The following is a 19476-nucleotide window of genomic DNA, read 5'->3' as shown; positions in this document are numbered from 1 at the left end:
GACACTCATGACTGGACCTCTCTGAGCCTGGCGACGAGGCTGGCCAGCGAGAAGGGCTTCGTCAGATAGTCATCCGCCCCCGCCGCCTCACCAGCCTCCTGCGCCACGACATTGGCATTGGCCGACACGATGATCGCGTGCGCCCGAACGTCGCCCTCCTGGGCGCGCACACGCGCGAGCACCTCGAGCCCCGACAGCCCAGGCATTGAGACGTCCAGGAGCAGCAGATCCGGCACCGACTCGAGGGCGGCCCGCAGCGCGCTCACCCCATCGCCGTACGAGCCCACGATCTCGAAGCCGGCCCGCCGCGCGGCCGTCTCGAGCAGGAAGCGGATGTCGTCGTCGTCATCCGCGATCACCACCCTCGCCGCCATCAGGTGCGCCTCGCACGCAGACGCGCGACAAGCCCCTTGACCTGCTTGCCCGTGAACGGCTTCGGGAGCACATCGTCCGAGCTCGGGTAGTCGGTCTCGTCGAGCACCGAGGAGATGACGATCGCCACCTCGGGAACCAGCTCGCAGATCCGCTCGCGCACCTCCCAGCCGCTCCCGACCCCCAGCAGCAGATCGATCACCGCGACGTCCGGGACCTCCACGCGGATGCTCGCAAGGGCCTCGTCGAGCGTTGCCGCCGACTTCGCGGTGCACCCCGCCTTCCGGAACTGCGTGCGCAGCAGCTCGCGCTGGTCCGCGTTGTCGTCGACGATCAGCACCCGCAACTGGTCAGCGCTCACAGGAAGAACACCTCTCTCACGACGACCAGCACTGCGACGCCGACCAACGCCAGCGTCGCCTGCAGGTACAGGCGGTTCTCCGCTCTGGCGTCCCGCTTGATCTCCTCCGTCAGACGTCGTTCACCCAACTCGCTCATGCCAGCACGGCTCCGCTCTTCTCCGTCTTGTCCCACGTCATCGCGGCGCCGCGCGCCTCCTTGATGTACGAGTCGAACGTCACCGCGCACAGGATGGGTCCGTAGCCGATGAGGTAGACGAGGAACGGATTCACCACTCGGCCGAACTTCGTCGAGTCGATGAGCTTCATGCCCCACGCCGCGACCATGCACAGCGAGATCCAAGCGAAGATCGCCAGGTTCCACGCGTCGTATCCGCCCTCGGTGAGCGTCAGACCGAACATCGCCGGGATGCGCTGCTCGAACAGGCCGGGGAAGAACGCCGCCAGCAGCACGATCATCGAGATCAGCCCGGGGAACAGCAGCACCTCGCGCCACGCCACCCTGCCCACCTTCGGATCGAGCTGCGCCGCGAACAGCATGATGTACACGTATGCGCAGCCCACGATGATCCAGAGCGCGCGGAAGACGAGCATGGCAAGCGGCGAATCCATCAGGTACAACCCGATGAGGCCCACCGACGAGAGCAGCATCAGCACCGGCAGCAGGAACACGCTGAACCAGAAGAGGCCGAACGAGATCGTGCCGAGCTTGTGCTCCTTCGACGGCCGGAACCACAGGTGGCTGTACCGCTTCGTCAACTGCACGTTGCCCCTGGCCCAGCGCAGCCGCTGCTTCCAGAGATCCCCGACGTGACGCGGCTCCTCGGCCAGCACGACAGCGTGCGGCTCGAACACCACCTTGCGGCCGGAGAGCTGCGTCTCGAACGTCGTGACCGTGTCCTCCGCCAGCGAGCTCGTGTCGATCTGCCCGCCGATGGCAAGCAGGTTCTCGCGCGAATGCAGCTGCGCACCTCCAGCGAGGCAGGCCAGAGCTCCGAGCACATTCTGCGCGCGACGGCTGCCGACCTGCGAGAGCACGTACTCGAATGCGATGAACCGCGTCAGGTAGTTCTTCCGCAGGCTGCCCTCGCTGATGTACGCCGTGACGGACCCCACCTCGGGGTCGGCGAGATGCCTCGTCATCTTCCGCATCGAATCCGGCAGGTAGATGACGTCGGCGTCCATGATGAGCAGCGCCTCCATCCAGTCCTCGCTGAGCACGCGGCGGAGCCCGTGGTTCAAGGTGTGCGCTTTGCCCTCCCCGCCCTTCTGGCGGCGAAGGTGGAAGACCCGGCCCGGGTACCGACCGGCACGCTCGAGGACGACGTCAGGGGTGTCGTCCGTCGACGCGTCGTCGACGACGTACACCCTGAGCCGCTCCGGCGGGTACTCCAGGGCCATGAGCCGGTCGATGGACCCGCCGATCACCGCCCCCTCGTTCCACGCAGGGACGACGACGGCCACGTTCGGCAGGTACGGCGCAGCCTTCTCGTAGTGGTTGAAACGAGCGTGCAGCGGCACGATGAGGAACTGGTAGGCCATCGTGAAGGCCGGTATAGCGCCGATGGCGACGAACACGACGAAGATCGTCGCCAGCACCGCACCGCCGATATCGAGCCAGGCGTCGGCGCTCACGCGAGCCCCCCGGCGTCCGACGAACCGAACGCGGGCACCTCCGCCAGCAGCTCGCGAACCCGGGCATAGACGCCGACGTCAGCAGCACGGTGGCTATCCGTCGAGGCGACCAGCGTCGCCCCCTCCGAGAGAGCAGCCTCGATCGCCCGCGAACTCGGGCATACCCACTTCTCGTTCACCTCGATGGAGGTTCCCGTCTCACGAGCGGCAGACGCCCACGCCGAGAGGTGCTCCGCAGAGAGCTGAGACTCTTCGATGCCCACCTTGGGAAGGATCGAGAAGGGATGCGCCAGCTGCGCACCGCCACCGGCCGTCCGCATCGCGCCGATCGTCGCCCCGATCAGCAGATCGAGTGCATCCTCGACCGCAAGACCAGCCGCCAGACGCTCCCGCGTCTCACGCGGCGACCACGGGCCATCCGGACCAGGGAACTGATGATCGGCGATGACGATGCCATCCACCCCGCCGATCCCCACCCGCAGGTCGCTCGGCACGTCGAGCGTGCCCCGCGCATCCATGATCTTCGCCTCGACGCCGATTACCAGCTCGACCCCGGTGGTGCGCCTCGCCGCGACGACGGCAGCCACGAAGTCCGGCACCCAGGCCGTACTGCCGCGCACGTGATCGGTCGCACGCATCGTCAGCAGGCCGCGCTGTTCGGCGGCACGGACGTTCGCCGAGATAGGACTCTCCGCGTCGTCCGAGAAATCGGAATGGACATGCCAGTCGCCGAGCAGCAGCGCTTCGAGACCGGGACCCGCCTTCGTGTCAGTCACGAGCGAGAACTTCGTCAAAGGGCAGGAACACATCCTCGAGGAAGCGGACATTCGCGACCTCACGGAACTCGACGCGCGACGGAACCGGCCGTTCGAGCGCGATATCCACTGCGAGCGACGGCATATCGACACCGGCCGCGATCGTCAACGGCATGGCGCCAGAGAACCTCGGGTTGATCTCCAGCAGCGCGGGGCGACCATCGGTGCTGTACCGCAGCTGCACGTTCGCCACCCCCACGAGCCCAGCCGCACGGGCGCAGGCGGCGGCCGTCTCCTCGAGCTCAGCGCGGTGCACCGTCCTGCCCGCGACCGCCACGCCGGAATCGACGCGAGCACGCAGACGGGGAACCGCCGCGATCGCCTCGCCGTCGGCACCCATCACGACGTCCACGGAGAACTCGTCGCCCGGGAGGTTCTCCTGGATGAGCAGCGCAGCATCCCGCGTCTTCGCCTCGAGCTCCTCCCGCGAATGCACGAGGTGCACGCCGCGAGAGCCCGCACCGCTGCGGGGCTTCACGATGACCGGGAACACCCAGTCGCGCGCGATGCCCTCGTCGTCGAGCAGAGCCGTGGCCGGCACCAGTGCGTGCGGCTCGCACGCCTGCACCAGCAGCCACTTGTCGAGGCACGTCGCGAGCGCCTCCGCGGAGGGCGCGGCGAGCACCGCGCCGAGCTCCGCGCGTCGCGCCGCGAGCGGCGGGAGCTCCACGTCGACGGTCGACACGAGCACATCGATGCCGTCTGCGGCGACCAGGTCGATCAGCGCATCGCAGAAGCCCTCGGAGAGGCCAGGAGGAACGAGCCTCCGGTGCGCCTCATCCACGAGGTACAGGCCACTCGCCCAGCCGTCCATATCGGCGGCGAACACCTCGAGGTCATCTCGACCGAGGAGAGAACGGATGACCGCCACCCCAGCCGGCCCGCCGGCACCCGTGACCAGGACTCGAAATCTCATGCGCGGTTCTTCTTCTCAGTCTCAGTCGTGCCCAGATTATGCACCGTCGCGAACTCACCGTCGCCGCGCTCCGCAGTGATGCTACTCGCATCCCGGATCACCTCGAGCGGCTCGCTGTACGTGCCAGTGCCGAAGCGCGACCAGTACCGTGCGGCGGAGAGCACGAAGTCCGGCGCCAGGTAGTCGCGGATGTCGGCCTGCGACGCGAATTGCGCAAGCAGACCGAGCTTCATATCCGTGAATCCGTCGACCGTCACGAACCGCGTCGGACGGAAGTCGATCGTGGACGACGGGCTCTGATAACAGGCCACACTCGCCACCCTGCGACTCGCGACGAGCGTCGCCTCGTGCACGGCACGGTGGTCTTGATGCCGGTCATTCCGAGAATGCGTGTAGACGATCGTCGGGTCGGTCTCCGCGATCACCCGCTCGATGATGCCCACCGTCGGGTCATTGTTCGGAATGGCGGTATCCGTGAGGTCCTCGAGGAAGAGACGAGCACCGAGCGACTCCGCAGAGGCAAGCGACTCGTGCTGCCGATCCGCAGCGTCACCGCCGCGGCCGCCGCGAGACAACGTCAGGATCACGATCGAATCTCCGGCTGCCGCGTGCGCCGCCAGCGTGCCGCCGACGCCGATCTCCACGTCGTCCGGATGCGCGCCGATCGCGAGGACCCGACGGCGCGGGCTGCGCGCCCGCTTGACCCTCGCCGCCTCGACGAGACGCTGCACCGTGCTCACCAGCACCGCCCCAGGGATGGGCTTCTGCAGGAACTCGTCGGCGCGATCGCGCAGGGCGCGAACCGCGTACTCGACGGAGGCGTGTGCCGTCATGACGACGACGGGCAGATCTGGCTTGATCTCGCGCAGACTCCCGAGAACCTCGAGTCCGTTCGCCCCCGGCAGCTCGACATCGGTGAGCACCAGGTCGGGGTTGAAGTCATTCACGTGCATCAGCACCGCAACCGCGTCCCGAAGCACGCGGACCTCGCACCCGAGGCGCCTCCGGAGCACCGTCTCCAGGAACTCGGCGACGTCGCCATCGTCTTCGATGATGAGAATGCGGTACGAAGCCTCTGGCATAGTCGCCAACAGTAATCGGAAAAGCAACCAGCGGCACCCGCTTCCGGCGATTCTCGAATGCGAGCGAAATACCCGGAGAATGCGAAAAAGGAATGCCTATGAACTTGCCGCCTTTCCGACGGTGCGGCAGCTCAACGACGACCGCTACGCGGCGACCGCATCCTGCGATGCCGACGGCTCCTCGCCTCCCGGAGGAATGCGACACCACGACTCCGCGATAAGACCGATAACAAGCAGAGCCACCGCCCCGGCAAGCGAGAGGACCGCGTGCCAGATGGGCTCCTCAGGCGGCACCGTGCGAGTCACCGCGAACGCCAGGACGCCGAGCGCCGCACCGGCCAGCAGCGACGACGCGAGGCTCGCCGCCCGCGCGAACGCGAGAACCCGGAACGCGTACTGCGGATCGACACGCCTCCCCTTCACCTCACGTTGTGGCCCCCTGGTGCCATGTTCTTGACGCGCGCCGTCGTTCGACGACCGGTCTCGCTCGAGCCCGGGGGCCCGCCGCCGAGACTCGGCGTCGCGACGCTCACGCCACAGACGGCGCGTGTACGCGCGGATCGGCCACGCGAGCCACAGCAGCAGCCCCGCGAGAACAACAAGCGTCAGCGGCATGGTCAGCGGGGGCGCCACGACGGCGCGCCCTGAGGTCACGAGCCACGTCTCCACACACCAGGCCAGGACACCGCCGATGACGCCGAGCCCGACGAGCAGGCCCGGCCTCGTTCTGCTCGCCAGGTTCACTGAGCGATCCGCTCGACGCGATCCTCCGCCGCGGCCCGCAGCTCAGCGACGCTGCCGTGAGGGGCGAGCTGCGCGCGCGGATCGACCTCCAGCCACGGAGCGAGCACGAACGCGCGCTGGTGCGCCCGCGGATGCGGCAGCACCAGCTCGCCGCTGCTGACCTCGCCAGCCACCTGGATGAGGTCGAGATCCAGCGTCCGGCTCCCCCACCGCGTCTCACGGGTGCGTCCATGCGCATCCTCGATCGCATGCAGCGCCTGCAGAAGCTCCGTCGACGGCAGCTCGGTGTCCACCAGCACCACCGCGTTGCAGTACGCGGGCGCCTCCTCGCTGACCCCCTCGAGGGTGAGCGCCGGGGTCTCGTAGAGGCTCGAGGCCGCGACGAGCTTCGTGCCAGGCAGCTCGGTGATGCTCCGCAGCGCCGACCTCAGCGTCGCCTCCCGGTCGCCGAGGTTCGCGCCGAGCGCGATCACGGCCTGACGGACCCGACGGGCCCGCTCAGCGGGTGCGACGTTCGGAGCGCCCCCAGAGCCGATCACGATCGCCGCGTCCGACGCCGTTCGCGCCGCCGCCGCTGCCGCCGCCTCACGGGCGTGGAAGTCGTCCTCCGCGCTCGCCGACACCGCGTGGGCCGCCGACGACTCGAGATGATCGCCCCGCAGCGTCGGCCGGTGACGGAGGATGCTCACCGCCACGTCCTCGAAGTCCAGCGCGACCGGCGCCTGCGGCTTGTGCACCGTGATGCGCACGGCCACGGCATCGTCGAAGCCGAACGTCGCCGACGCGAGACGCTCCGCGAGCGTCTCGATGAGATCGACCGGCTCGCCCGTCACGATCGCGTGCAGCGCGTGCATCCACTCCCCGTAGTGCAGGGTGTCGCCGATGTGGTCGCTCGACGAAGCCGCCGCCGCATCGACCCACGCCTCCGCGTCGACATAGAAATCCTGACCATCGCGGCGCTCGTGATCGAAGACACCGTGATGCCCGCGCGCATGCATGCGCGTGATGAGGATGCGGTCGAGCTCAGGCTCGGGCGCGCCGGGGCGAAGAGCCGCCACCGCACCAGGCGCCAGATCGGCGCCGCCGCCACTCGCATCCGCGACCCGTTCGCGCGTGAACGCGTGCTCGTGCGCCTGCCCGCCGGCCGCGACCGCCTGGGCCGCCCGCACCTCCGCACCGCGCCGCCGATCGAGGTCCGGCTCGTGCCCGCTCATGTGGTCAGTCATCCTGTGCTCCTTCACGCCAGGAGGCGACGACATCCAACGCCACCCGGTTCGCCTCGACATTGTGGACACGCACGCCCCAGATGCCCGCCTTCGCCGCCAGCGCCGTGATGACCGCCGTCGGCAGGTCACGCTCCGTCACCTGCGCGTCCGAGCGCAGCATCTCGCCCGTGAAGCGCTTCCGGGAGGCGCCCACGAGCAGCGGGTGCCCGAGCGCCACGAACTGCTCGAGCTCGCGCAGCACCGCCCAGTTGTCATCCCTGCGCTTCGCGAACCCGAGGCCCGGATCCAGGACGATCTGAGACTCGTCGAGCCCCGCCGCGACGGCGCGGTCTCGCGCACCGGCCAGCTCGGCCAGTATCTCCGCCGCCGGGTCGCGGTAGTCGGCGAGCTCGTTCATGCGCACCGAATGGCCGCGCCAGTGGCTCAGGATGAACGGGCTCCGGCTCTCGGCGACCACCTCGAGCATCGCCGGATCGGCCAGCCCACCGGACACGTCGTTGACGTACTCAGCACCGAGTGCGAGCGCAGCCGCGGCCGTCTTCGCGTACATCGTGTCGATGCTCACCAGCACACCGAGCGCCGCCAGCTCCTTGACGACCGGCAGTACGCGGGCCGCCTCCTCCTCCTGCGGCACCCGCACCGCGCCCGGCCGCGTCGACTCGCCGCCGACGTCGATGATGTCTGCGCCCTGGTCGACGAGCTCCCGAGCGCGCCGCATGGCCCGCTTCGTGCGGCGCTTCTCGCTGAACAGGTCCTCGAACCTGCCGCCGTCGCTGAACGAATCAGGCGTGATGTTCAGGATGCCCAGGATGCGCGGACGCTTCGGGATAGCCGGCTGCAGCAGGTTCGTGAAGCGCTGCGGCAGGGCGAACGGCCTCGTGTTCGTCGTCACCGGGCCAGTGTCGTCGGCCTCATCCACCGAGCTGGCGACCGCGGCTGAGCCAGCAGCTTCGGTCTCGGCTTCGGTCGGCGTCTCCGCGGCCGGAAGACCCGCACCCGACTGCGCCTCCGCGGCCGAGGCCGACGCCTCGAACGCCAGCGCCTGCTCGGACCCCGAGGCCTCCTGCTCGACGAACAGCGGCGCGTCGTCCTCGCCCGCCGTCGAGCGAGAGCGGCGCACCGGATCGAACCGCGCACCGCGCAGCACCTGCCCCTGCACCGCGACTGGCTGATCGGATCCGGCAGCGCCCTCGGGAACCTCGGGCGCCGAGGTGACCTGCGCCTGGGACTGCGAGCCGATCAGCCCCATGATCTCCGCCCGGGCCACCGGGTCCGACAGCTCCCCGCGCGCCGACACCGTCACCACGGTGCCGGCCTGCTGGCGGGAGCCACGAAGCCCCGCGCAGGCGTGACTCGCCTCGATCACCGCGAGGGCACCACGCGCATCCAGCGCCGACATCATGACGTCGACAAGCTCGTCGCCGAGCCGCTCCTGCAGCGTCGGGCGCGCGGAGAGCGTCTCGAGCATGCGGTGCAGACGGCCGAACCCCACGATCGACGCAGACGGCACGTACGCGAGGTGCACACGCCCCGAGAACGGCAGCAGATGATGCTCGCACACCGACCGGAACGCGAGATCTCGCAGCACGACAGGCTGCGACACTCCCCCGGTCACAGCCACCCCAGCATCCTCTTCGAACGGCGACTCGATCTCCGCCACCGGGAACCTCGCACTCGCGAGCGGCCCGCGCGCATCCACACCGACACCGGCGAACAGCTCGAGCGCCGCCTCAGCCACACGGACCGGCGTGCGCTCGAGCCCCGGGCGATCAGGATCTTCACCGATCGCCGACAGGAACTCCCGGACAGCCGCCTGAGCACGCACCAGGTCGATGCGCCCCACCGACCCCGAATCGATGTCGTTCATCTGCAAGTCCTCACTCCGCGTGGCCCGCGGCGCGGGTCTGGTTCCATCCTCCCGCGAATCGAACCCGTCGCGCACCCCCGGCCTCGCCGCGCGCGTCGCCCTCAGCGGTCCCTGCGCGAGGCGCCGCCAGATTGACAAGACCCGGTGGATCTCGAGAGGGTCGAAGGACCGACGAGCAGAGGAGTCACCATGACCGGCGACCGGCCCGGCTTCCGGAGCTTCGCATCCACACCACTCGCCATCGCGCTGTGGGTCGTCACCGTCGGCGCGACAGCGCTCTTCCTCGCGCTCGGATGGAACCTGCTGCAGATGGCCATCCTCATCGTGCCCCTCGCGGCCGTCAGCGTCGCCGTGACCGTCTCCGCCCTCAAGAAGACGAGGCGCGGCACCCGCTGAGCCGCGACCCGCGCAGCGCGTGAGACCCGCCCGCTGACGAGGAATGCAGGCTCCCAGATCTGGGAGCCTGCATTCTTCTCGCGTGGCGTACGCTCACCGTGCGGCGTGGCGCGGGGCCTAGAAGCCGAGCTCGGCTCCGCCATCCTGCGCATGCTCGATCGGGTCCATCTGGTCGACCGGGATGTGCGGCTTGAGCGGCACCGGCGGCAGCGCGCTCACGGGACGGTCGGGGCTCGACAGCCACTGCGGGCGCTCCGGGAGCTTCCGAACGGGCTTGAAGATCTCGTCGAGGCGGATGTGGTCGAGCGTCTCCTTCTCGAGCAGCTCCGCCGCCAGCTGGTCGAGAATGTCGCGGTTGTCGTTGATGACCTTCCACGCCTCGTCATGGGCCTGCTCGATGAGCAGGCGCACCTCGCGGTCGACGGTCTCCGCAACCGACTCCGAGTAGTTGCGCCCGGCTCCCGCCTGCTGGCCGTACACCGTCTCGGCCGACGACTCTCCGAGCTTCACCGAGCCGACGGATGCGGTCATGCCGTACTCCGTGACCATCTTGCGCGCCGTCTTCGTGGCCTTCTCGATGTCGTTCGACGCGCCCGTCGTGGGGTCGTGGAAGACGATCTCCTCCGCAACGCGTCCGCCCATCGCGTACGACAGCTGGTCGAGGAGCTCGTTGCGGGTGACCGAGTACTTGTCTTCCAGTGGGAGCACCATCGTGTAGCCGAGCGCGCGACCACGCGGGAGGATCGTGATCTTCGTCACCGGGTCGGTGTGGCGCATCGCCGCGGCAGCAAGCGCGTGCCCACCCTCGTGGTACGCCGTGATGAGGCGCTCCTGGTCGTTCATGACGCGGCTGCGACGCTGCGGGCCGGCGATGACACGGTCGACCGCCTCATCCAGCGCCTCGTTGTCGATGATCTGCGCGTTGGAGCGAGCCGTGAGCAGGGCCGCCTCGTTCAGCACGTTGGCGAGGTCTGCACCCGTGAAGCCGGGCGTCTTTCGGGCGATGACACGGAGGTCGACGTCCTGCGAGAGCGGCTTGCCCTTGGCATGCACGCCGAGGATGCGGGCGCGTCCGTCGAGGTCGGGGGCGTCCACGCCGATCTGCCGGTCGAAGCGACCAGGACGGAGCAGGGCCGGGTCGAGCACATCGGGGCGGTTCGTCGCGGCGATGAGGATGACGTTCGTCGACCCATCGAAGCCGTCCATCTCCACGAGGAGCTGGTTCAGCGTCTGCTCTCGCTCGTCGTTGCCGCCGCCGATCCCCACACCACGGTGGCGTCCGACCGCGTCGATCTCGTCGACGAAGATGATGGCGGGCGAGTTCTGCTTCGCCTGCTCGAAGAGGTCACGGACTCGGCTCGCGCCGACACCCACGAACATCTCGACGAAGTCCGAACCGGAGATCGAGTAGAACGGCACGCCAGCCTCACCGGCGACCGCACGGGCCAGCAGCGTCTTGCCCGTTCCCGGAGGGCCGTACAGCAGCACGCCCTTCGGGATGCGAGCGCCCACAGCCTGGAACTTGGCCGGCTCCTTGAGGAACTCCTTGATCTCCTGCAGCTCCTCCAGCGCCTCGTTCGCGCCAGCGACGTCGTCGAACGTGACCTGCGGGCTCTCCTTCGAGACCAGCTTCGCCTTCGACTTGCCGAACTGCATGACCCCACGACCGCCGCCGCCACCGAGGCCGCCCGCGAAGAGGATCCAGATGAAGAAGCCGATGAGCAGCAGCGGGAACAGGATGCTCACCGCCGAGAGCAGCCAGCTCGGCTGAGGCACGTCGTCGTCGTAGCCGCCAGCGGGAGCAGCCGAGTCGACCGCCGACACGACATCGTCGGCGCGCGCATCCACGAAGTAGAACTGCACGTTCTGGCCGTACTCGGGGTCGGCCTGCGCGAGCTCCATGTCGACGCGGTTGTCGCCGTTCACGATGACGACCTTGTCGGCCTTCTTCTCCTGAAGAAGCTGAAGGCCCTGCTGCGTCGTCACCTCGCGGGTGCCGCTGCCGTTGATGAGACTGAAGCCCAGGCCGATGACCAGCACGGCGAGCACCACGATGAAGATCGGGCTCTTGAAAATCTTGGTAACTTGCTTCATAAGTCGAGACTCGAGTGGCGTGCTCGGTGCCTTTCAGCCGGTTCTTCGCCAGCGCACCAGGGCGCTCAATCGAAAGTCATGGTACCCGCGGCCCCCGACACCGGCGTCCAGTGTTCGCTGCAGGCGCGCGGCGCATCCGCTCGAGCGTGCGCGCCTACTCGCCGCCGTACACGTGCGGCTGGAGCACGATGATGTCGCGCAGGTGCCGGTACTGCTCGTCGTAGTCGAGGCCGTAGCCCACCACGAACTCGTTCGGCACGTCGAAGCCGACGTAGCGCACGGGGACATCCGATTTGAGCCGCTCGGGCTTGCGCAGCAGCGTGCAGATCTCGACCGAGGCCGGGCCCCGCGACTCCAGGTTCTGCTTGAGCCACGACAGCGTCAGCCCCGAGTCGATGATGTCCTCGACGATGAGCACGTGGCGACCCGTGAGGTCCGTGTCGAGGTCCTTGAGGATGCGCACCACACCGCTCGACTCCGTTCCGGAACCGTACGAGCTCACCGCCATCCAGTCCATCTTCAGCGGAATCGTCAGCTCCCGCGACAGGTCGGACACGACCATGACCGCGCCCTTCAGCACACCGATGAGCAGCGGCTCGCACTCGGCGTAGTCGCTCTCGATACGGCGGGCGATCTCGGCGAGCTTCGCCTGGATCTCCTCCTCCGTGATGAGGACCTCGCGGACGTCGTTCGGAATATCAGTAGCGCGCATCCTGGCTCCCTGGGTGGTTCAGCGCTCGACGAAGCGAGCGCGGTGTGCGAAACGGTAGAAGCTAGGCGGTCTCGTCGAGGTGGTCGTCGTGCGCGGAAGCCGTCGCCCCGAACAGGATGCGACCCTTCTCGCGCTCGACCCGGATGCCAGGCAGATCGACGGGGCCCTGCCCGCGCCACTCCGTCGCCAGCGCCGTGACCGCCATCGTGTGCCCACGAGTGAGCGAGACGCCGAAGCCCTGCTCGGCGACGATGCGGCAGATGCGCTGACGCAGCGCCGGAGGCTGCGCGACGATGCCGCCGACATCGAGGGAGATGCGGCCGTCCGCATCGGTGTTGACGATCTCGTGCGCCCACTCGAGCGCAAGCGCATCCAGCGTCTCAGAATCCTCGCGGAGCGTCGTCGCCGTGCGAGCGAGCGCCTCCGAGATGCCGGGGCCGAGCTCCTTCTCGAGCAGCGGGAGGACCGTGTCGCGAACACGGACACGCGTGTACGCGGGGTCGCTGTTGTGCGGGTCGATCCACGGCGAGAGCCCCTGGTCTTCGCACGCCTGCACCGTCACCGCGCGGTGGATGCCGAGCAGCGGCCGAAGCAGAGCACCGGTGACCGGGGCCATGCCGTGCAGGCTCTTCGCTCCGGAACCGCGAGCCAGGCCAAGCAGGACCGTCTCCGCCTGGTCGTCCAGTGTGTGCCCAAGGAGGACCCACGGCGCACCCGTCTCGACGCGCACCGCCTCGATCGCCTCGTAGCGGGCCACCCGGGCAGATGCCTCGGGACCGGCTCCGACGTCTTCCACGCTCACACGCACGACGCTCACCGGGGCGAGCCCGAGCTCGGCTGCCTGCTCTGCGGCGCGCTCCGCGACCCGCGCAGAACCCTCCTGCAGATCGTGGTCGATGATGACCGCGCCAGCCTCGACCTCGAGGCGCTTCGCCTCGAACGCCGTCGCGGCAGCGAGCGCCAGCGAGTCCGGACCACCACTCAGCGCGACGAGGATGCGGTCGCCCTTCTGCACGCGCCCGAGGAGAGAACCACGGACGGCTCGACGAAGGTCGGCAACAGCTGGAGTGAGGCGAGGGCGATCTGACACAGGTACAGCCTAAACGCGCCCGCGCGAACCGTCACGCTCGAAGCCGGAACATCCCAGAAGGACGAACCCGCGAGCCGCGGAAACGGGCAGACGGCTCAACGCTTGCGACCGAAGAGGAAGTAGGAGATGGGACCCACGAAGTTCACCAGCGAGAACGCGCCCCACGCGAGTCGCGAACCCCGCACCTGGCTTGGCTTGCGGCGCAGCAGGCTCAGCAGCGCGGCCCCGAGCAGCGTGAACTGCACACCAGCCGCCAACGCCGTGCCCAGCGTCAACGCGTGCGGAAGCGCCTGGCCAGTCCCCTCCCGGAGCGGGATGAACGGATCGACGTGCAGCGCTTCCTTGAGATCAACCATGGAGACCAGCATGCCACGACCGTGCGCCCGGCGATCATTCCGGTGTCACACAGCACCCCCGCCGCGCCCGACGCCGAAACGCGCGACGCGAACCGCGCATCCGCAGCCCCGAGCGAGGCGCATCCACTACCCTGAAGCCGAACGAAACCAACGGTTTCGTGCGGCGAGCAGCGCCACACCGGGCCCGCCGACAAGCCACACAGAATGAGCGCCACCAGGCGCAACGAAGGAGCGCCATGGGCAGCTACGACGTCGTCATCGAAATCCCGCGCGGAAGCCACAACAAGTACGAGGTCGACCACGAGACCGGCCGCGTGTTCCTCGACCGCGTGCTCTTCACGCCGTTCGTGTACCCCGTCGACTACGGCTACTTCGAGCACACCCTCGCCGACGACGGCGACCCCCTCGACGCACTCGTGCTGCTCGAGTACCCGCTCTTCCCGGGTGTCGGACTCAAGGTGCGCCCCGTCGGCGTCCTCAACATGGCCGACGAGGCCGGCGGAGACGACAAGATCCTCTGCGTGCCGGCGAAGGACCCCCGCTGGGCGAAGATCCAGGACCTCGGCGACGTCGACGACTCCACCAAGGACCAGCTCAAGCACTTCTTCGAGCACTACAAGGACCTCGAGCCCGGCAAGTGGGTCAAGGTCGAGGCGTGGGGCGACGCCGCCGCCGCCGAGGCGATCATCGAGCGCTCCATCGCGCAGTACAAGCCCGCCGAGTAGGCGCAGCTCACCGGCCAGACCGGTGACCGGCTGACGAAGCCCCGCATCCACTGCAGAAGTGGCTGCGGGGCTTCGTCGTGCGCGGACTCGGTCGTGCGCGGACTCGGCGCTGCGGGGACTTGGCGCTGCGCGTGACCAACATGAGTGCAGATCTGGGGCTCGCGGCGTCGATCCGCTCGAATCCGCCCCAATCTGCACTCATGTTGGTCAGCGCCCGGTGCGGCCGATCCCGTCGCTGTCCAACTTGCGTGACGAAACCAGCCGCAGGGGCCCTCAGAGCACGCCGATACCCGAACCGTTACGCAAGTCGGACAGCGGCGGCGGGCGGGGACAGCGGCGGGCAGCGACCGACACGACGCAGCGGCTGCCAGCGGCCGGCAGGAACCAGCAGCGGACAGCGGCCGGCACGGGCGGCGGCCGGCACGGGCGGCGGCCGGGCGGCGGCCGGGCACAGAAGGCTCGCAGGCACGCAGAAGGGCGGCCCCCGCCGAAGCGAGGAGCCGCCCTCTCGTGCGCGCTGACGTCAGCTGACGTCCGTGCGGATCAGTAGTAGTAGATGCCTGCCGAGGCGAGCCAAGGCTTCGGGTCCATCAGCGTGCCCCAGTACTTCAGCTCGAAGTGCAGGTGGCAGCCGGTGGACGAACCGGTGGTGCCGGCGTAGGCGAGCACGTCTCCCGCGTTCACGGTCTGGCCGACGTAGACGTTGATGCCGCCGTCCATGATGTGCGAGTAGGAGACCTCGGTGCCGTTGCCGAAGTCGAGCACGACGTGGTTGCCGAAGCCGCCGTTGTAGCCGGCGTAGGTGATCGTGCCGCTGTGCACCGCGTAGAGCGGGGCGCCGCACGTGCCGCCGTTGACCCCGAGGTCGAGGCCGTTGTGCATGCGGTAGGTGCCGAAGATCGGGTGCAGGCGCATGCCGTACTCATCGGTGACGACGCCGCTGCTGATCGGGCCGTAGTAGCCGGCGAGGACACCGTTCGGGGTCTCGGGCGTCGTCGGTGGGACGACCTCCGGCTCCGGCTCGGGTTCCGGCTCGAGCTCGACGTCAGGCTTCTGCGGCTCTTCCGGGAGGATCTCGATGTCGGGCTTCGTGGGCTCCGGCTCGGGAGCCGCCGTGGGCGCTGCCGTCGGCTGTGGCTCAGCGGGGGTCGAGGGTTCCGGTGCAGCTGTCGGCTCCGGTGCCGTCGTCGGCTGCGGGGTGACCGGTTCCTGGCTCGGTGCCGGGGCCGGGGACTCGGCGGGCGTGGTCGGCTGCTGGGGCGTGACCGGAGCGGTCGGGTCGGCCGTCGCCGTCGGCGGGGTCGATGGCTGGCGCGGAGGCGTGACCTGCTGCGGCGGGCGCAGCGTCTCGGGCGCGACGGAGGTGTCGGTCGGGTCGGCAGGCGCGAGCGGCGCGTTCACTGCCGGAGCCTCGCTGGAGATGTCCGGCTTCGGCGGGGCCTGCACGCCGGCGGCCTCAGCCTCGGCGACGGCCTGCGCGTAGGCCTCTTCCTGGTACGCGGCGGCCGCCTCGGCACGCTCGCGGTTGGTCTGCGCGACCTGCTCCTGACGCAGCTTCTCACCGGCCGCGTAGTCGGTGGCGGTGACATCGCGCTTCTCCTTGAGCGGAGCGAGCATGGCCTGGAGGTCGGCCTTCTTGCTGTCAGCGAGGTACTTCTCGTTCTGGAGGACGACCTGCTCTGCCTGCGCCGTGTCGAACTTCGTCTTCGCCTCGGACTCGAGCTTCGCCAACTCGTCGTGCGCGGTGGTCGCCTGCGTTCCGAGCACGTCCGCCGTGTTCTTCTCGGTCACAGCCTGGTTGTAGATGCCGTCGGTCTGTTCGGAGAGCTTGCTGATGGTGCCGAGCTGGTAGAGGAGCGTGTCGGCGTCGCCGGGATTGAGGAAGAGCGCCAGCTTGGGGTCGCCCGCGCCTCGCGTGCTCATGGCGGCGGCGAGCTGGCCCGCCTTCTCACGAGAGGTCGATGCCTTCTCTTCGGCAGCATCGGCCTGGTCCTGCAGGATGGTGACCTCGGCGAACTTCTCGCTCGACGCGGTCTGCGCCTTGCCGTGCTCTTCGCCTGCGGTCTTCGCCTGCGCGGCGGCTGCGGTGACCTTCGCGTCGAGGTCTGCGATCTGCTGCTCGATCTCGCTGATGAGCGCTTCCTGGCGGTCGACGTTGCCCTCTGCGGCGACGACGTCCTCCCAGGTCGCGTAGCCGTCATCGGCAGCGAAGGCTGGGCCGGCTGCGAGCGCAAACGCGGCGAGGACTGCTGCGGATGCCGCACCGACGAGCGGTGTGCGCCAGCGGTTGCGAAGTCGCAGGGGCTTCGGGCTCCTGGTGGCGGGCATGCGCTCTCCTCGTGATGAATCTTGGGTGCGGAACGAGGCGGACGCCTCTGCGGCAACGCGAGACCGCATCTACCACTGCAGCCACTCGTTTCACACCAACAACACGAGAAACAGTAACAAGTTTGTCAACATCTGCCTAGCGCGTCACAGAGACCCGGGTGACAAATCACGTACCGGGTCGCCGTCTGCACCGGGATTCCGCGCATCTCGGGGAACATCCGGTCACGACGAAGCCTGCGCTCGCCACCACCTGAGCACCCCACGACACGCCGAAGAGGCACCGATGCGGCACCCGATTTGCCGCGAAGGAAAAACGCCCCTATGCTTTTCTCTCGGTAGTCAAGTCAGCTACAAGCACTCGGCCCCATCGTTTAGCGGCCTAGGACGGCGCCCTTTCACGGCGTTAACACGGGTTCGAATCCCGTTGGGGTCACGGTCGTGACAACACCAGGTGCTGAGATGCTGTACATTGAACTGTCGCAATCGAATACGGATGAATCAGCCCAGGCTGAGACACCACAGTAAGGCCCTGTAGCGCAGTTGGTTAGCGCGCCGCCCTGTCACGGCGGAGGTCGCGGGTTCAAGTCCCGTCAGGGTCGCCAAGCATCTTGCCCTCTTCTCGAAGAGGGCAATTTGCAACGGTGACGAACATCAGTGCGTCGCCACGAGGCCTCGGCCTCCGGCTCTGTAGCTCAGTTGGTAGAGCGCACGACTGAAAATCGTGAGGTCACGGGATCGACGCCCGTCGGAGCCACTGAAACCCCGCCTAGCTTCTACATGGCGGGGTTTCTTTGCGTCTGTGGGTTGGCTTTCAGGAGCCAACTCCGCATTTGCTCCGCAGATTGAATCTGCCGCCCCGCGAACCACCGAAGGCCCCGACGTTGTCGTCGAGGCCTTCTTCTGTGTCTGCGCGTAACCGGCCCCGACGCAAGTGCACCACCTAGTCGATGGCAGCCGCCGCTCGGGCGGCTCCTTGTTGCCGCTGGAGCTCACCGTCGCGTCAGCGTCCCATCTGACTTCCAAACGGGGGTGCCCCAACCCCGACCATCGACCCTCAACAGATAATTCGCTGTAGGCGGTTCACCCTAGGATGCTCTCTATGGACAGCGGCCAGCCCGACGAGACCCGGATTCGCCTTACCGGCGATCGGTTCAAGGGCGGCCGGTTGCCGGTCGACTCACTCATTGAGCTGGAGCGCTACCAGCGACTCCTGCGCACGGCAGCAGAAGCCGAGTGGACGCGTGCGTATCCCGACGAGGAGTTGCCCGCAGATTTCGACGACAACATCAGCCTTGCCATCGAGCGAATCGAAGACGGCAGCGCCGATGTGTACCTCGCGTTCGAGCAACATGCGATCTACGCCGAGTACCAGGAGTCGAGCCAGAACCTCATCGATTCCACCATCGCGGCCGCCTACGACTCAACGCCGGGCCGTTCATTGCCTCAGCTGCCGCCCGAGATCGAAACCGAAATCCTCGAAGGCGTAGCCGCGCTCGGCGAAACTCTGACGCCCGATCAGTCGTTCCAGCTCTACCCTGAAGGACCAAAGGGTCCGGCCGTCAGCGTCACCGTGGAGTCTCGCGCTCAGGCATCGGAGAAGCTCTTCAAGGCGGACTTCTTCCTGACCGAGGAGCCCGCCGAAGTCGAAGTCGTCAAGCGCACCGACGAGACGACCCTCGTCGGCCGCTTCACGAAGATCGACGCCAGGGCTAAGTCCTACAGGTTCGAGAGCGAGCAGTACGGCGAGCTGAGCGGCAAGTACACAGAGACAGCACGGGCCGCGGACATTCGAGCGCTCGTCGAAGCACCTGACTTGGCACCGATCACCCGCATCACAGCCATGGTGAACTTCCGTGATGGTCGCGCCACCAGCATCAAAAACGTGCTTGCGGTCGAGGAGTTCATCACTACCGATGCCGCCTGGGGCGAGCGGCTTCGGGAGTTGGCGAGCATGGCTGCCGGTTGGGATGGCGACGAAGCAGAGCCCATCGTGTTCGCCGCACTCGACCACGCCAAAGCCGTGCTTGAAAGGATCGAGGAAGCAGGCACGAAGCTTCCGAACCTCTTCCCGGTCGAGGACGGCGGTATCTCTCTCGAATGGGCGTCGCCCGAGGCAGTTCGCAGCATCGAGGTGACACCTAACGGCGCGTACGCGCTGTTCTACCTCCCGCCAGGCTCCTTTGATGGACGGCATGACGTCGTTCTCGATCTGTCCTCCGCTGTCGCCTTCGCTACGAAGGAGGTGATCGAGTGATCGCGGCGGTTCAGCTTGCGCAGGGCGAGTCCCTGCTCAACGACGGGTCCGAGCTTTGCTATCGACAGATCACGAAGCACACGCTCGGCCCCGATGGCACGCCCGCTATCAACGCCTTCGGCCCGGCCAGCATCGACAAGGGGATGCCTTCATACGCTCGCGCTTCCGTGGTCACGCCGCAGGAGAGCCGCGATTGGCACACCTACAACGCCAACACCCCATCCGAGGCCGTATTCGCAGTGTCCGTCTCAGAAGTCACGCTGGCCCAGACCTACGTCGTCGACGATAGCGCGCTCCCCGAAGACCCTGCACACCCACGCTCCCCCGGGCACTGCTACGTCGACTTCCGCTCGTTCAAGAAGCCGCACGAGCGCACGGTCCGAGCTGTTCTCCTTCGTGAAGCTCTGAAGCGCGGCGAGATCAAGACCGAGAAGTCGCCCCCAAAACCGGAGCCAGAAGACGGCGATATTCTCCCAGGTACGACCCCGAGCAACTAGCTGCCGCC

The 19476-nt window shown here is 67.9% G+C and carries 19 protein-coding genes and 3 tRNA genes; 7 read left to right on the top strand and 15 right to left on the bottom strand.

Annotation, left to right across the window (positions count from 1 at the left end; all coding sequences use genetic code 11):
- Positions 1-5: 5 nt before the first annotated feature.
- The 10 genes from C5B99_RS02850 to folP all read right to left on the bottom strand — a co-directional run bounded on the left by C5B99_RS02850 (position 6) and on the right by folP (position 9016).
- On the bottom strand, positions 6-374 hold the full coding sequence (locus C5B99_RS02850) for a response regulator transcription factor (RefSeq protein ID WP_104240278.1): 369 nt from the start codon (positions 372-374) through the stop codon (positions 6-8).
- Entirely contained in the window at positions 374-733 is a 360-nt protein-coding gene (locus C5B99_RS02845; protein WP_104240277.1) for a response regulator, read from the bottom strand. The genes C5B99_RS02850 and C5B99_RS02845 overlap by 1 nt, the downstream gene beginning before the upstream one ends.
- Positions 730-870, bottom strand: coding sequence for a hypothetical protein (locus C5B99_RS19140; RefSeq protein WP_160071101.1), 141 nt, complete (start codon positions 868-870; stop codon positions 730-732). The genes C5B99_RS02845 and C5B99_RS19140 overlap by 4 nt, the downstream gene beginning before the upstream one ends.
- Positions 867-2366 (bottom strand): glycosyltransferase family 2 protein, encoded by a 1500-nt coding sequence (locus C5B99_RS02840; RefSeq protein WP_258063020.1) that lies wholly within the window; start codon positions 2364-2366, stop codon positions 867-869. Before C5B99_RS02840 ends, C5B99_RS19140 begins: the two co-directional genes overlap by 4 nt.
- Positions 2363-3142 (bottom strand): PHP domain-containing protein, encoded by a 780-nt coding sequence (locus tag C5B99_RS02835; RefSeq protein ID WP_104240338.1) that lies wholly within the window; start codon positions 3140-3142, stop codon positions 2363-2365. The genes C5B99_RS02840 and C5B99_RS02835 overlap by 4 nt, the downstream gene beginning before the upstream one ends.
- On the bottom strand, positions 3135-4097 hold the full coding sequence (locus tag C5B99_RS02830; protein ID WP_104240276.1) for an ATP-grasp domain-containing protein: 963 nt from the start codon (positions 4095-4097) through the stop codon (positions 3135-3137). The genes C5B99_RS02835 and C5B99_RS02830 overlap by 8 nt, the downstream gene beginning before the upstream one ends.
- Entirely contained in the window at positions 4094-5179 is a 1086-nt protein-coding gene (locus C5B99_RS02825) for a response regulator (protein WP_181059684.1), read from the bottom strand. The genes C5B99_RS02830 and C5B99_RS02825 overlap by 4 nt, the downstream gene beginning before the upstream one ends.
- 144 nt (positions 5180-5323) lie before the next feature.
- Positions 5324-5923 (bottom strand): DUF3180 family protein, encoded by a 600-nt coding sequence (locus C5B99_RS02820; RefSeq protein WP_104240274.1) that lies wholly within the window; start codon positions 5921-5923, stop codon positions 5324-5326.
- Entirely contained in the window at positions 5920-7149 is a 1230-nt protein-coding gene (folK, locus tag C5B99_RS19550; protein WP_181059685.1) for a 2-amino-4-hydroxy-6-hydroxymethyldihydropteridine diphosphokinase, read from the bottom strand. The genes C5B99_RS02820 and folK overlap by 4 nt, the downstream gene beginning before the upstream one ends.
- The gene (gene folP / locus C5B99_RS02810; protein ID WP_104240272.1) at positions 7142-9016 is read right to left on the bottom strand and encodes a dihydropteroate synthase; all 1875 of its coding nucleotides are present in this window, start codon (positions 9014-9016) and stop codon (positions 7142-7144) included. Before folP ends, folK begins: the two co-directional genes overlap by 8 nt.
- 189 nt (positions 9017-9205) lie before the next feature.
- On the opposite strand from folP, the gene C5B99_RS02805 reads away from it, so the two are divergent.
- Complete coding sequence (locus C5B99_RS02805) at positions 9206-9412, top strand: hypothetical protein (protein ID WP_104240271.1); 207 nt, start codon at positions 9206-9208, stop codon at positions 9410-9412.
- A 117-nt stretch (positions 9413-9529) separates the two neighbouring features.
- Here C5B99_RS02805 and ftsH read toward each other — a convergent pair whose 3' ends face one another.
- The 4 genes from ftsH to C5B99_RS02785 form a co-directional block, all read right to left on the bottom strand.
- A complete protein-coding gene (gene ftsH / locus C5B99_RS02800; RefSeq protein ID WP_104240270.1) occupies positions 9530-11506 on the bottom strand; it encodes an ATP-dependent zinc metalloprotease FtsH in 1977 nt (658 codons plus the stop codon).
- Positions 11507-11660: 154 nt separating this feature from the next.
- Entirely contained in the window at positions 11661-12218 is a 558-nt protein-coding gene (hpt, locus tag C5B99_RS02795) for a hypoxanthine phosphoribosyltransferase (RefSeq protein ID WP_104240269.1), read from the bottom strand.
- 61 nt (positions 12219-12279) lie between these two features.
- Positions 12280-13308, bottom strand: a complete 1029-nt coding sequence (tilS, locus tag C5B99_RS02790) for a tRNA lysidine(34) synthetase TilS (protein ID WP_104240268.1) — start codon at positions 13306-13308, stop codon at positions 12280-12282.
- Between the two features lie 95 nt (positions 13309-13403).
- Entirely contained in the window at positions 13404-13664 is a 261-nt protein-coding gene (locus C5B99_RS02785; RefSeq protein ID WP_104240337.1) for a PLDc N-terminal domain-containing protein, read from the bottom strand.
- A gap of 236 nt (positions 13665-13900) precedes the next feature.
- Between C5B99_RS02785 and ppa the strand changes: the two genes are divergently transcribed.
- Positions 13901-14389 (top strand): inorganic diphosphatase, encoded by a 489-nt coding sequence (gene ppa, locus C5B99_RS02780; RefSeq protein ID WP_104240267.1) that lies wholly within the window; start codon positions 13901-13903, stop codon positions 14387-14389.
- Between the two features lie 543 nt (positions 14390-14932).
- Here the strand turns inward: ppa and C5B99_RS02775 are convergent.
- Entirely contained in the window at positions 14933-16717 is a 1785-nt protein-coding gene (locus C5B99_RS02775) for a peptidoglycan DD-metalloendopeptidase family protein (protein ID WP_104240266.1), read from the bottom strand.
- 360 nt (positions 16718-17077) lie between these two features.
- On the opposite strand from C5B99_RS02775, the gene C5B99_RS02770 reads away from it, so the two are divergent.
- The 5 genes from C5B99_RS02770 to C5B99_RS02750 all read left to right on the top strand — a co-directional run bounded on the left by C5B99_RS02770 (position 17078) and on the right by C5B99_RS02750 (position 19468).
- A tRNA-Glu gene (locus C5B99_RS02770) sits at positions 17078-17150 on the top strand.
- Positions 17151-17242: 92 nt separating this feature from the next.
- A tRNA-Asp gene (locus tag C5B99_RS02765) sits at positions 17243-17319 on the top strand.
- Positions 17320-17398: 79 nt separating this feature from the next.
- Positions 17399-17471, top strand: a tRNA-Phe gene (locus C5B99_RS02760).
- A gap of 345 nt (positions 17472-17816) precedes the next feature.
- On the top strand, positions 17817-18971 hold the full coding sequence (locus C5B99_RS02755; RefSeq protein ID WP_104240265.1) for a hypothetical protein: 1155 nt from the start codon (positions 17817-17819) through the stop codon (positions 18969-18971).
- Positions 18968-19468 (top strand): hypothetical protein, encoded by a 501-nt coding sequence (locus tag C5B99_RS02750; RefSeq protein WP_104240264.1) that lies wholly within the window; start codon positions 18968-18970, stop codon positions 19466-19468. The genes C5B99_RS02755 and C5B99_RS02750 overlap by 4 nt, the downstream gene beginning before the upstream one ends.
- The last annotated feature ends 8 nt before the right edge of the window (positions 19469-19476 follow it).

It is taken from the genome of Pseudoclavibacter sp. Z016 (genome assembly GCF_002931215.1).
Taxonomy (GTDB): Bacteria; Actinomycetota; Actinomycetes; order Actinomycetales; family Microbacteriaceae; genus Pseudoclavibacter.
This window is presented reverse-complemented; position numbering and strand designations above follow the sequence as displayed.

What these genes read in the sequence shown, in the direction of transcription:
- C5B99_RS02850 (WP_104240278.1), bottom strand. Translation starts at nt 374, where the DNA reads ATGGCGGCGAGGGTGGTGATCGCGGATGACGACGACGACATCCGCTTC.
- C5B99_RS19140 (WP_160071101.1), bottom strand. Translation starts at nt 870, where the DNA reads ATGAGCGAGTTGGGTGAACGACGTCTGACGGAGGAGATCAAGCGGGAC.
- C5B99_RS02830 (WP_104240276.1), bottom strand. Translation starts at nt 4,097, where the DNA reads ATGAGATTTCGAGTCCTGGTCACGGGTGCCGGCGGGCCGGCTGGGGTG.
- C5B99_RS02825 (WP_181059684.1), bottom strand. Translation starts at nt 5,179, where the DNA reads ATGCCAGAGGCTTCGTACCGCATTCTCATCATCGAAGACGATGGCGAC.
- folK (WP_181059685.1), bottom strand. Translation starts at nt 7,149, where the DNA reads ATGACTGACCACATGAGCGGGCACGAGCCGGACCTCGATCGGCGGCGC.
- folP (WP_104240272.1), bottom strand. Translation starts at nt 9,016, where the DNA reads ATGAACGACATCGATTCGGGGTCGGTGGGGCGCATCGACCTGGTGCGT.
- C5B99_RS02805 (WP_104240271.1), top strand. Translation starts at nt 9,206, where the DNA reads ATGACCGGCGACCGGCCCGGCTTCCGGAGCTTCGCATCCACACCACTC.
- ftsH (WP_104240270.1), bottom strand. Translation starts at nt 11,506, where the DNA reads ATGAAGCAAGTTACCAAGATTTTCAAGAGCCCGATCTTCATCGTGGTG.
- hpt (WP_104240269.1), bottom strand. Translation starts at nt 12,218, where the DNA reads ATGCGCGCTACTGATATTCCGAACGACGTCCGCGAGGTCCTCATCACG.
- C5B99_RS02785 (WP_104240337.1), bottom strand. Translation starts at nt 13,664, where the DNA reads ATGGTTGATCTCAAGGAAGCGCTGCACGTCGATCCGTTCATCCCGCTC.
- ppa (WP_104240267.1), top strand. Translation starts at nt 13,901, where the DNA reads ATGGGCAGCTACGACGTCGTCATCGAAATCCCGCGCGGAAGCCACAAC.
- C5B99_RS02775 (WP_104240266.1), bottom strand. Translation starts at nt 16,717, where the DNA reads ATGCCCGCCACCAGGAGCCCGAAGCCCCTGCGACTTCGCAACCGCTGG.
- C5B99_RS02755 (WP_104240265.1), top strand. Translation starts at nt 17,817, where the DNA reads ATGGACAGCGGCCAGCCCGACGAGACCCGGATTCGCCTTACCGGCGAT.